The following is an 11,181-nucleotide window of genomic DNA, read 5'->3' as shown; positions in this document are numbered from 1 at the left end:
ACACGACCGTGGCCGATGAGACCGGTCACCCAGGTTCTCCAGCCCGCCACCCTCGTACCGCGACAGCCACTCATGAAGGGTCTTGCGTGCAACCCCGAACCGGGCCGCCACTTCGGTGACGGTCGCGCCCTCACCGATCACCGCCAACACCGCCTGATACCGCTGCTCAGCCACACTCATCTCCCGCATCTCGAGAGTGTCACCGATCAACCGGAGTAGAACTGTCACCCATCAACCGAGGGACTTCAGGCCCACACACGTCTGCATGACTTCGCCTGATGCTTGACGTTTGGGCTTCGGTTGATGCTTCGCGGTGTTCCGGTTGATGGCTGACCCCTGTTCCGGCTGATCCAGGGTCTCTCCGGCGTGTTCGACGTCGGCACGCCAATCCGGTTGAGGAGACTCAACGGGAGGCAAACGGCTTTACCAAACCTTTAACAACTTGTTCTTACGTTTACCGAACTCAGGTCAAGTCAACATGCTTTGATCGAAACAAGGATCATTCGGCACGAATCCACGCAGGGGGCGACATGGCAAATGAGCTCGGCACCGTCATCGAGGAACGGCTGCGCGAAAAGGGTTGGTCGGTAGCCCACTTCACGCTTGAGAGCGGCATGAGCGCAGAGGTCGTCGCGACCCTGATCGGCCCGGATCAGCTGCCCTGCATGCCAGACGAGAGGACGCTTGCATCCCTTTCGAAGGGGCTCGGAGTGCCCTATCGAGAACTGGTCGTCGCCGCGGCCGTGGCATGCGGGCTTCCGAAGAACCAAGAGGGCGAGCCCACGTTCGTCCTTCGCTTCGTGACGAACCAGGAACTGATCAACGAGCTGCGTCGGCGGCTGGTGCGCGGTCGCAACAACGCAGACCCGCACCAACGCCGGATCACCCACCTCGCGCTCATGCAGACCGCCCTGGCGGTCGGCGACGAGGCCGAGGCAAGCTGACCCATGCTTGGCGCGCTCTTGCGCCTACCCCTAGCCCGACCAGGATGGGTCGGCGGGGAGAGATCCCGCCGCGGCGCTAGGTGTGTCCTGCCCTCCCGGCCAACCCCCTGCGCTGGAAGTCCCCTGCGCCGCCCGTGCCTTGGCAGCTGGGCCGCCACGACGGCGTGCAGCTCGCGGTTGGGCCAGTGGCAACGTTCCGGGTCGCCGAGTGTTTGGCCCAGCAGCCGGCGGGTATCAGAGCGGACACCACGGCCCGGGGTTGAGGCTGCCAGCCCCCTTGTGGCCTCTCTCGGACCGTGGGTCAGCACAGACGCCGCGGCCCGGGACCAGGGGTGGCACGACACCCGGGCCGCGGTCCTGGCCATTGCGCAAGCTGCGACAGGGACCGCGTGCCGAACTGCTCGGGTCTTTCCGCCAGCGTTGGACATCGCGCTGAAGAACTTTCCTGGTCTCCGTCGGCTGGCGGACCTGACGCGCAGCGTAGTTCTCGAACGCCGAATTCAGCTGGCCAGAGCACCGCCCAAGAAGGTCAGGCCAGACTGGCTGGGTCTCCGAGGAACATCTGAAGCGCCTCGTCCACGCCGGAGACCAGGACCTCGCCCTTGCCGCTGTTCGCGTGCCAGGGCTCTGCGGTCAGGCGCAGGCGATCCGAGACCACCACCTCCTCACCGCGTCGATCGCGGGAGATGCCGTCAGCGAGGTATCCGAGCTTGCGGGACACACCCTGGGACCTGTGGTTGTCCTGGAACACCTCGGTCGTGGCGTCCGTGGCACCCAGGTGGTCGAAAGCCAGCGTCAGCAGGGCGGTGCGAGCCTCGGTGCCATAGCCCTGGCCCTGCCACGGAACGCCGAGCCAGCTCGACGTCGTGACCTCCCGGTTCACCCGGAAGTCAGCGGCGCGCAGACTGGCGACCCCGAGCGCTTCCCCGGTGGGGAGGAACACACCCAGGCCAAGTCGCCAGGCGTCGAGCGACCACGTGGCCAGCGACGACCAGTGGGACCGGAGCACCGAGCGCGCTCGCTCCTCGGGGCTACCTTCCGTCCACGGTGTCAGGAACGGCCGTTCGTCCTCGCCGTGGACGCCGTCGGCTGCCACGCGAGCCAAGGCCTCCAACTCGGAGTCAGAGGGGAGCTTGAGCACCAGTCGCGGGGTGGACAGGGTCAGGCCGAAGGTGGGCCACAGGTCGGCGAACATGACCGTCATCCTGCCGAGTCACCGAGCCCGACCGCCTCCCGATTCTTTGGAGGGTTGATGTCCTGGCAGAGTCAATGGCCTTGCCTGGTTAGACGCGGATGCAGGAATGGCCCAGGGCCAGCATGGTCATGACCGAGGCCATGCCGACCGTGGTCGCCACCGACGCAACCACCACCGTCGACCAGCGCACCACGCCGTAGGCGACGGCCATCCCGCCGATGAGCTGGACACCGGCGCGGGACGCTCGATGGGCGCGGTCCACCACCACGACGAGTGCGGCACCCAACGCGACGGTGGCCCCGACGAAGGCCACGTCCGAGGCGGAGTGGTGAGCCAGGAAGAAGAGGAAGGTGTTGGAGACGAACAACGCACCGGACAGCAGCATCGAGAAGCGCCGTTCCCGCCGCGACGGCTCGGGCACTCCTGGAGGACTCCAGGCGAGCCAGGTCAGGGCACCGAAGGCCACCGCCGTGGTGAGACCCACCAGTCGCGCGGTGGACAGGGTCAGGCCGAAGGTGGGCCACAGGTCGGCGAACATGACCGTCATCCTGCCGAGTCACCGAGCCCGACCGCCTCCCCTTTGCGACGCCAACGCGAGCTCCGCGGCATACCCCCTGCACTCCTGGCCACTGGTGCGGCAGCGGAGGGCAGGAAACGAGGCCCAGGGCCGCACGGTTGGCCAGAAGCGCGAGAAACGGGGAGAAGACGGGGGTCTCGGCGGTCAGCCGAGAGGCTGTAACCTCTAGTTAGGTAAGGCTTCCCTTGTCGACGCACGACGCGTCGCCGGACGACCCCAGGAGAACTGACGTGGCCCTTCGACGTTCCATCCTCGCTGCACTGGGCGTGGTGAGCATGGTGGGCCTCACGGCCTGCGGCAACGGCACCCTCGAAGCAGGCAAGAACCTCGACCCCGACAAGCTCACCATCTACAGCGCCCAGCACGAGAACCTCACCCAGGCGTGGGCGAAGAAGTTCAAGGACGACACCGGGATCGACGTCCAGATCCGCTACGGCAACGACTCGTCGATGGGCAACCAGATCGTCCAGGAGGGCGCCAAGTCGCCCGCCGACGTCTTCCTCACCGAGAACTCCCCGGCGATGACGACGGTGCAGGACGCCGGACTGCTCGCGACGGTCGACCCCGCCACCGTGGGTCAGGTCGGTGCGGCCTATGCCCCGAGCAGCAAGCAGTGGGTCGGGATCGCTGCGCGTTCCACGGTGCTCGTCTACAACCCCAGCAAGATCACCGAGGCCGAGCTGCCGAAGTCGATCATGGACCTGCAGGACCCGAGGTGGAGTGGCAAGTGGGGCGCCGCGGCAGGGGGCGCCGACTTCCAGGCCATCGTCTCCGCGATCGTCGCGACCGAGGGAGAGGCCAAGGCGGCGGCGTGGCTCAACGGCCTCAAGGACGGCGGCAAGATCTACCAGAACAACATCGCCGTGATGAAGGCCGTGAACGCCGGGCAGGTCCCCGTCGGGATCATGTACCACTACTACTGGTACCGCGACCAGGCCCTCACCAAGGCCGGCAGCAAGAACACCAAGCTCCTCTACTTCCGCAACCAGGACCCGGGCGCGTTCGTCAGCCTGTCCGGTGGCGCGGTCCTCAAGGCCAGCAAGCACGCCGCCAACGCCCAGAGGTTCCTGGCCTTCGTGACCGGCCCCGAGGGCCAGAAGATGCTCGCCACCAGCGACGCGAAGGAGTATGCCGTCGGCAACGGTGTCGCGTCCGACCCGGCCCTCGAGCCGCTGCCGTCCCTCCAGGCTCCCGACCTCGACCCGTCAAAGCTCAACGGGCCCAAGGTCATCGAGCTCATGACGAAGGCGGGCATCCTCTAGGTGGCCCGGTCCGCCGCGGGGACGCGCTTCCCAGTCCCGGTCGTGGTCACGAGCCTCGCGGTCGCAGTGCTGTGCCTGCTGCCGCTAGGGGTGGTCGTGGCCGCGAGCGTCGACGTGGGCTGGGACGCCGCCCGCACCCTGCTGTGGCGTCCCCGCGTGGCGGAGCTCCTGCGCAACACGACGGCCCTGGTCGTCCTGACGGTGACGGCCACGACCCTCCTCGGCGTCACGACGGCCTGGCTCGTCGAGCGGACCGCACTGCCGGGCGCGCGGGTCTGGCGGGTGCTCATGGTGTGCCCCCTCGCCGTCCCGGCGTTCGTCAACAGCTACGCCTGGGTCACCGTCCGGCCGGACCTCGAGGGCCTGCGCGGCGCCGTGCTGGTGACGACGCTGTCCTACTTCCCCTTCGTCTTCCTCCCGGTGTCGGCAGCCCTGCGCAGCCTCGACCCGACCGTGGAGGAGACCGCGCGATCGCTCGGGCTCGGGTCATGGCGTGCCTTCGCGCGAGCCGTCCTGCCCCAGCTGCGCCACGCCACCCTCGGCGGGATGCTCCTGGTGTCGCTGCACCTGCTCGCCGAGTTCGGGGTGCTGGCGATGCTGCGCTTCCCGACCTTCACCACCGCCATCCTCGAGCAGTTCCAGGTCGCGTTCAGCGACAGCGCCGGGAGCCTGCTCGCGCTCGTCCTCATCGGACTGTGCCTGGGGCTGCTCACGGCCGACCAGCTGCTGCGCGGCACGAGCCGTCAGGCCCGAGTCGGCCGTGGCGCGGCCCGCCGCCCGGTGCGTGCAGCTCTGGGTCGGTGGCGAGCCCCGGCGCTAGCCCTCATGGGCGTCCTCACGGCGGCGGCACTGGGCGTCCCGATCGTGAGCCTCGCGAGGTGGCTCGCCGCCGGAGACCCCACCTTCGACGGGCGGACCTGGCTCGTGACGGTCGGGAGCACGGTCGGCCTGGCGCTCGTGGCGGGCTTGCTCACCGTGGTGGCAGCCTTCCCGGTCGCCTGGCTGATCAGCCGGCGGAGGTCCTGGCTGAGCATCCTCACCGAGCGAGCCACGTATGTCGCGTCGTCGCTCCCCGGGGTCGTGGTCGCCCTGGCACTGGTCACCTTGACGATCCGGTACGCGCGGCCGGTCTACCAGACCAGCATCGTCCTCATCGCGGCATACGCGATCCTCTTCATCCCGCGCGCGATGGTGAGCATCCGCGCGTCGATGGCGCACGCTCCGGAAGAGCTCACCCAGGCGGCGCGCGCGCTGGGCGCCGGACCGGTCCGCACCTTCGCCAGGGTCCTGCTCCCCCTCACGCTCCCGGGCGCGCTGGCCGGCTTCGCGATGGTGTTCATCGCGGTCTCGACCGAGCTGACCGCGACGCTGATCCTCGCGCCGACCGGAGTGCGCACCCTCGCGACGGCGTTCTGGAGCGCCAGTGAGAGCATCGACTACGCAGGTGCTGCGCCCTATGCCGCCGCACTGATCCTCGTGTCGACGCCCGTGACCTACCTGCTGCTCCACCGTTCCGATGAGGAGCCCGACCTGTGACCACGCTTCTCGTGCGCGGCGTGCGTGCCACCTACGGACCCACCGAGGTGCTGCACGGCATCGACCTGGTCGTCCCCTCGGGGTCGACGACGGCGATCCTCGGGCCGTCCGGCTGCGGCAAGACCACCCTGTTGCGCGTGGTCACCGGGTTCCAGCCGCCCACCGCCGGGTCGGTCGTCCTCGACGACGAGACCGTGGCCGGCGACGGCGCGTGGACGCCGCCCGAGCGCAGGAGGATCGGCTACGTGGCGCAGGAGGGCAACCTCTTCCCGCACCTCTCGATCGCGGCCAACGTGGCCTTCGGGCTCCCCCGGGCCGAACGCAAGGACACCGAGCGGATCGCCGAGCTGCTCGGCCTCCTGGGGCTCGACGCCGGGCTCATGGGCCGGCGTCCCGACCAGCTCTCGGGCGGCCAGCAGCAGCGAGTGGCCATCGCCCGCGCCCTCGCCCCGCGCCCGCGGCTCGTCGTCCTCGACGAGCCCTTCTCCTCCCTCGACACCGGCCTGCGCGCCGCCACCCGCGAAGCGGTGGCCGAGGCCCTGCACCACGAAGGCGTCACCGTCGTCCTGGTCACGCACGACCAGGCCGAGGCGCTGTCCTTCGCAGACCAGGTGGCGATCATGCACGAAGGTCGCCTCTCCCAGGTCGGGACCCCCGTGCAGGTGTATGCCGCGCCGGCTGACCGCCGTTCGGCGGAGTTCCTCGGGGAGGCACAGTTCGTGAGCGGGGTCGTCCGGGGCAACCGGGTCGACTGCGCGCTCGGGGAGCTCGTGCTCGACGGTCGGGCGCCCGAGGGGTCAGTCGACGTGCTCGTCCGCCCCGAGCAGCTCCGACTGGTCAAGGGGCCCGGAGGTCGTCAGGCCGAGGTCGTGTCGACGACCTACTTCGGCCACGACGCGCTGGTCACGCTCGACCTCGTCGACCGGGACGGCCACCCGGGCCTGCGCGTCACGGCCCGCGTCAACGGGTCGGAGGCCTGGGCTGTCGGCACGCCCGTGTCGGTGGACGTGGTCGGTCCCGTGCGCGCCTTCGTCGACGGTCAGGCCGGGACGGTGCCGAGCCCGGGCTGACGCTCGGCCGCGCCCTCGGGTCGCGCCTGCCGACGCCACCGGGCGGCACCGCGCAGGCGCGCGCCAGCCCCACGGGCCACCCGGCACGTCGCGGTGCTGGCCCAGCCCCAGGCCTTCCAGTAGGCAAGCCCCACAGCGAGCGAGGCCAGGACGGCCAGGCCCGAGCTCACGTGCATCACGTGCGGGTAGACGACGAAGTGCGTCAGGTAGACGAAGAGCGATGCCGACGCCACGGCCGACACCGCACCCACGGCCCGGGCCGGCACCGGCAGGGTCGGCACCCAGATGAGCAGCAGCACGCCAGCGATGATCGTCGCCGCGCGGCCCGACATGGCCGGCCAGAACCCGGGCAGCGTCAGCACGGGGACTGCCGAGACGAGGAGGCGCTGCCACGTGGTCGTGGCCCGGCTGGCCGCCCAGCCGGTGGCGAACAGCCAGAGGAGCACCAGTGCATTCGCACCCCGGTAGGGGCCCGCGTCAGGGATCACGACGGCATACCTCGTCAACAGGCCGAGCCCCACCAAGGCCATCGGCACCGCGAACGGGTGTCGGCGCTCCAGTCGGTCGAAGCCCGGCAGGAGGACGAGCAGGGCACTCCCGAGGAGCAGCGCCACCAGGGCCTCGATGAACCAGAAGTGCCAGTGCGGGCCCCATCGGGCCCAGTCGCCCAACACCTGGTTGAGCATGAGGACGTTGCGCCAGTCATAGGTGCCCACGGTGAGCGCGACGAGCGAGATCCAGACGGCGCTCGGGGCCCAGATGCGCGCAGCGCCCTGCAGGATCCTGGCCGCCCGCTCGCGGCGCGGCCGGCCGGTGAGCTGGAAGCGGGCGAGGTTGTAGCCCGCGATGACGAGCAGCGTGTGTGCCCCTCCGGGCAGCTCGGCGAGCTTCGTGTGGTTGGCGAGGATGAGGATGACCGCGAGAGCCCGGATGACGACATTGGTCTCCACCCGTCGCCACCGGGGTCGCCGGTCGGTCGTCGGCTGCCTCGCGCTGGTGTCCACCAGCTCGGCCGGGGTGAGCCGCTGCCACTGCGCGGGAAGCGCTCCGAGCACCTCCTCCAGACGGACCGACACCTCCACGTAGGACAGTGAGTCACCGCCGAGGTCGACGAAGCTGGTCCGGGCGCTCGCATCCGGCCGGCCCAGGAGGTGTCGGTAGAGGTTGACGACGAGGGCGCACCGATCGGCTCCGCCGGTGTCGACGTCGTCGGCGACGGCGTCGAGCTGGCTTCGCATCGCGAGGTAGTCGGGCTTGCCCGTGGACAGGATCGGGAGCTCGCACCCGTCGAGGACCACCACCGCGGTCCGGGGGAGGCCGTGGCGCTGGGCCGTGACGGTCAGCAGCGTCTCCGCGTGGTCGGGACGTGGTGTCACCAGGCCGAGCCGACCGTCGAGGTCGACGCAGCGCACCGGAGTGCCGTCGTCGCCGAGGTCGCGCTCGAGGTGGTCGAGGTCCACCCGCAGCCCGAGCACCTTCGCGAAGCGGCTGCGGCGTCCGACGACCCGCACCACGCCCCCCGCGTCGACCGTCCCCAGGTCTCCGGTGCGCAGCTCGTGCACCTCGCGACCCCGCGCCAGGTCGGCCGGCGAGGTCGCGTAGCCGAGCATCACGTTGGGGCCGGTGTAGACCAGCTCACCCACGCCCCCAGCAGCCGGCGGGTCGCCCGCCATCTCGTCGAGGGGGTCGACCCGGAACGCGCCGCCGGGCACGGCGACCCCGACCGCGTCGGGATGCATCGCCGCGAGCGCCGGGGGCAGCACCGCCATCCGCGCAGTGGCCTCGGTCTGCCCGTACATCGTGGAGAACCGCCAGCCGCGCTCCGCCGCGAGCGCCCGGAACCGGGACGCGGTCGCCACGGGGAGGGCACCGCCCGCCTGCGTGAGGGTGCGCAGCGCGGGCAGGTCCATCTCGGCCAGCCCCACCCGCTCGAGCAGCTCGTAGGTGTGCGGGACACCCGACAAGCCTGTGGCGCCCGATCTCCGGAAGAGCTCCCAGTAGCAGGGGTCGACCACCGAGAAGTCGCTCAGGACGAGGCTGGCTCCGCAGGCGAGGTGGCTGTGCACCACCGACAGCCCGTAGCTGTAGTGGACCGGCAGGGTGGCCATCGCGCGGTCGCGCTCGGTGAGCGCCAGGGCCTGGACGATCGAGGTCGCGTTGCTGTCGAGGTTGTCGTGCGACAACCGCACCAGCTTGGGCGACCCCGTCGACCCGGAGGTCGTGAGCAGCAGGGCCAGGTCGGGGTGCAGGTCGTGCTCGGGCGCCCCGTCCTGGGCTCGCACCGTCCAGGTCGAGCCGGCCCGCTGCACCAGGGTCCCCGGCCGGTACCTCTCGACCAGCCCGGCCACGTGCTCGGGCCGGTCGCCGGGGACGAGGAGCACCACGTGTCCACGGCTCAGGGCGGCCAGGTAGGTGACGAGCCAGTCGGCGGTGTTCTCGGCCGCCATGAGCACCAGCTGACGGGTGGCGGAGTACTGTCGAGCCGCCTCCCGCACCGCAGCCGCCAGCTCGAGATAGGTGAGGTCGCCGGACGGCGCGTACACCGCAGCCCGGTCACCCCACTCCTCGAGCCGCTCGACGAACCCGACGCAGGCGCGATCCAACGCGGGATCCAAGGCGGGAGCTGTGGGTTGGCTGTGCGCAGCGAACGCGAGTGACACGCGGGCGACTATATTAGGGTTGGCTTACCTAACCAAGTCCTCGCGCTCACGTCGAGCCCGATCCAGCGCCTCGACGACCAGGGCGCCGAACAGCTCCGGATACGTGAACGGGTTGTTGTGCGAGCCGGGGAGCACCGCCCGGTGGCTCGAGTCGCCGGCTCGACTGGCGAGCAGGTCCAGCCAGTCGCGTGGGGCGAACGAGTCCGCCTCCCCTGCCGTCACGGTGAGCGGCACCGTCAGCAGGCCCACCCTCTTGTCGGTCGGGTGTCGACGGCCGGACTGCACGATGCGGGCGAGGTCGGTGCGCACCCGGGCGACGTCCTTGAGCACCACGAGCTCCCTGGGTGGGTCCTTCAGGTAGGACGTGAGCGCGGCAGGGACGAGCCAGCGCAGCCTTCGCTGATCGGGCGTGAAGGTCGGCCCGCCCATCACCAGGGCCAGGCCGGGTCGAGTCCGCTGGACCCTCAGGACTGCCTCGAGAGCCACTTGGGCGCCGGTCGAGTGGCCCACGACGACGACCGGGCCCGCCTCCTGACGGCGGAGCCAGGCCGCGGTGAGCTCCGACAGGCCGGCGATGGTCGGGACCGCTCGCTCCGCGCGACCGCTACCCGCACCGCGGCCGCGCCAGGCCAGGGCGTCGAGCAGCACGGTCTCGAGCCCCTGCGCTGCCAGGTGCCGGGCCAGGGGCAGCAGGTAGCGCGGCAGCCCGAGACCGGGGACCAGCACCGCCAGCCCCGACTGACTCGGGTCGTGCGGGTCGTTCGCGTCGTTCGGGTCATCGGCCGGACGGCCCACCGGACGAGGCGTGAAGCGGCGGATCCGGAGCCGCGTGCCACCGACCTGCTCCCACAGCGTCAGCTCGCTGACGCCGTGGGCCGCGTCGTCACTGCTCATGGGGGGTGTGCTCCGCGGGTTGTGGGGTTGTGCTCGATGCTCCCCCAGACAACCACACCCGCGGTGCGACACTGGTTTCGTGAGCAACGTCGAGACGCAGCCACAGGAGACCGTCTGCCCCACGACGCCACCCACCGGCGGCGTGGAGGTCCTCGAGCCCCGCGAGGTGCCCCTCGGCGGCCCCCGCGCGATGACCGTGCGGCGCACCATCCCCCAGCGTCAGCGCTCCCTCATCGGCGCCTGGTGCTTCGCCGACCACTACGGCCCCGACGACGTGGGCGCCTCGGGTGGCATGGACGTCCCACCCCACCCGCACTGCGGGCTCCAGACCGTGAGCTGGCTCTTCACCGGCGAGATAGAGCACCGCGACAGCCTGGGCTCACACGCCCTGGTGCGCCCCGGCGCCGTGAACCTCATGACCGGCGGTCTCGGCATCGCCCACTCCGAGGTGTCGACGCCGGGCACCACGGTCCTGCACGGCGCCCAGCTCTGGGTCGCCCTCCCGGAGGCGCATCGCAACGCCCCCAAGGACTTCCAGCACCACGAGCCGACCCCCACCCGGGTCGACGGTGCCACCCTCAGCGTCTTCCTCGGCAGCCTGGCCGGCCAGACCTCCCCGGTCGCCACGTTCACCCCCCTGCTCGGTGCGGAGGTGACCGTCGACGCGGGCGCGACCGTCGAGCTCGGCCTCGACGCGGCATACGAGCACGGAGTGCTGGCCGACAGTGAAGGGCTCACCGTCAACGGCACGGCCACGCCGCGCAGCGCGATGGCCTACCTCCCCACCGACACCCCCGCGCTCCTGCTCACCAACACGTCCGACGCACCGGCCCGCGCCCTGCTCCTCGGGGGTCCGCCGTTCGGCGAGGAGATCGTCATGTGGTGGAACTTCGTGGGCCGCAGCCACGAGGACATCGTCGCTGCGCGCGACGAGTGGATGGCCCACTCCGCGCGGTTCGGCGAGGTGGAGGGGTATGCCGGTGACGTCCAGCACCTGCCGGCGCCCCCGATCCCAGCCGTGCGGATCCGCCCTCGGGGATGAG

Annotated in this window: 10 protein-coding genes; 5 read left to right on the top strand and 5 right to left on the bottom strand. The window is 70.7% G+C overall.

Going from position 1 to position 11,181, the window contains the following annotated elements:
* Nucleotides 1–189: helix-turn-helix domain-containing protein (locus AC1DWJ_RS17705; protein WP_457255868.1), on the bottom strand; the 189-nt coding region annotated here is incomplete at its 3' end.
* A gap of 341 nt (nt 190–530) precedes the next feature.
* On the opposite strand from AC1DWJ_RS17705, the gene AC1DWJ_RS17700 reads away from it, so the two are divergent.
* Nucleotides 531–944 carry a hypothetical protein gene (locus AC1DWJ_RS17700; RefSeq protein WP_457256569.1) on the top strand — a complete coding sequence of 138 codons (414 nt, stop codon included), beginning with the start codon at nt 531–533 and terminating at the stop codon, nt 942–944.
* Nucleotides 945–1,473: 529 nt separating this feature from the next.
* On the opposite strand, the gene AC1DWJ_RS17695 is transcribed toward AC1DWJ_RS17700, so the two are convergent.
* Together AC1DWJ_RS17695 and AC1DWJ_RS17690 are read right to left on the bottom strand one after the other, a co-directional pair.
* Complete coding sequence (locus AC1DWJ_RS17695; RefSeq protein WP_477621520.1) at nt 1,474–2,139, bottom strand: GNAT family N-acetyltransferase; 666 nt, start codon at nt 2,137–2,139, stop codon at nt 1,474–1,476.
* Between the two features lie 88 nt (nt 2,140–2,227).
* Nucleotides 2,228–2,677 (bottom strand): hypothetical protein, encoded by a 450-nt coding sequence (locus AC1DWJ_RS17690; RefSeq protein ID WP_477621519.1) that lies wholly within the window; start codon nt 2,675–2,677, stop codon nt 2,228–2,230.
* Between the two features lie 269 nt (nt 2,678–2,946).
* Between AC1DWJ_RS17690 and AC1DWJ_RS17685 the strand changes: the two genes are divergently transcribed.
* From AC1DWJ_RS17685 to AC1DWJ_RS17675, 3 genes are read left to right on the top strand one after another with little or no spacing between them, the layout of a single operon-like run.
* Complete coding sequence (locus tag AC1DWJ_RS17685) at nt 2,947–3,978, top strand: iron ABC transporter substrate-binding protein (RefSeq protein ID WP_477621518.1); 1,032 nt, start codon at nt 2,947–2,949, stop codon at nt 3,976–3,978.
* Nucleotides 3,979–4,020: 42 nt separating this feature from the next.
* A complete protein-coding gene (locus AC1DWJ_RS17680) occupies nt 4,021–5,514 on the top strand; it encodes an ABC transporter permease (RefSeq protein ID WP_457256566.1) in 1,494 nt (497 codons plus the stop codon).
* Nucleotides 5,511–6,584 carry an ABC transporter ATP-binding protein gene (locus AC1DWJ_RS17675; RefSeq protein ID WP_477621517.1) on the top strand — a complete coding sequence of 358 codons (1,074 nt, stop codon included), beginning with the start codon at nt 5,511–5,513 and terminating at the stop codon, nt 6,582–6,584. Before AC1DWJ_RS17680 ends, AC1DWJ_RS17675 begins: the two co-directional genes overlap by 4 nt.
* Here the strand turns inward: AC1DWJ_RS17675 and AC1DWJ_RS17670 are convergent.
* Entirely contained in the window at nt 6,554–9,244 is a 2,691-nt protein-coding gene (locus tag AC1DWJ_RS17670) for an AMP-binding protein (protein WP_477621516.1), read from the bottom strand. The genes AC1DWJ_RS17675 and AC1DWJ_RS17670 overlap by 31 nt on opposite strands.
* A 24-nt stretch (nt 9,245–9,268) precedes the next feature.
* The gene (locus tag AC1DWJ_RS17665; RefSeq protein ID WP_477621515.1) at nt 9,269–10,138 is read right to left on the bottom strand and encodes an alpha/beta fold hydrolase; all 870 of its coding nucleotides are present in this window, start codon (nt 10,136–10,138) and stop codon (nt 9,269–9,271) included.
* A gap of 79 nt (nt 10,139–10,217) precedes the next feature.
* Here AC1DWJ_RS17665 and AC1DWJ_RS17660 point away from each other — a divergent pair, with 79 nt between their 5' ends.
* Nucleotides 10,218–11,180 carry a pirin family protein gene (locus AC1DWJ_RS17660; protein ID WP_477621514.1) on the top strand — a complete coding sequence of 321 codons (963 nt, stop codon included), beginning with the start codon at nt 10,218–10,220 and terminating at the stop codon, nt 11,178–11,180.
* Nucleotide 11,181: the final 1 nt, after the last annotated feature.

This window comes from Pedococcus sp. P2_D7, from assembly GCF_056404295.1.
This window is presented reverse-complemented; position numbering and strand designations above follow the sequence as displayed.

Bases quoted from the DNA above. Each gene is read 5' to 3' on its own strand.
- AC1DWJ_RS17665 (WP_477621515.1), bottom strand. From the start codon at position 10,138: ATGAGCAGTGACGACGCGGCCCACGGCGTCAGCGAGCTGACGCTGTGG.
- AC1DWJ_RS17700 (WP_457256569.1), top strand. From the start codon at position 531: ATGGCAAATGAGCTCGGCACCGTCATCGAGGAACGGCTGCGCGAAAAG.
- AC1DWJ_RS17695 (WP_477621520.1), bottom strand. From the start codon at position 2,139: ATGTTCGCCGACCTGTGGCCCACCTTCGGCCTGACCCTGTCCACCCCG.
- AC1DWJ_RS17690 (WP_477621519.1), bottom strand. From the start codon at position 2,677: ATGTTCGCCGACCTGTGGCCCACCTTCGGCCTGACCCTGTCCACCGCG.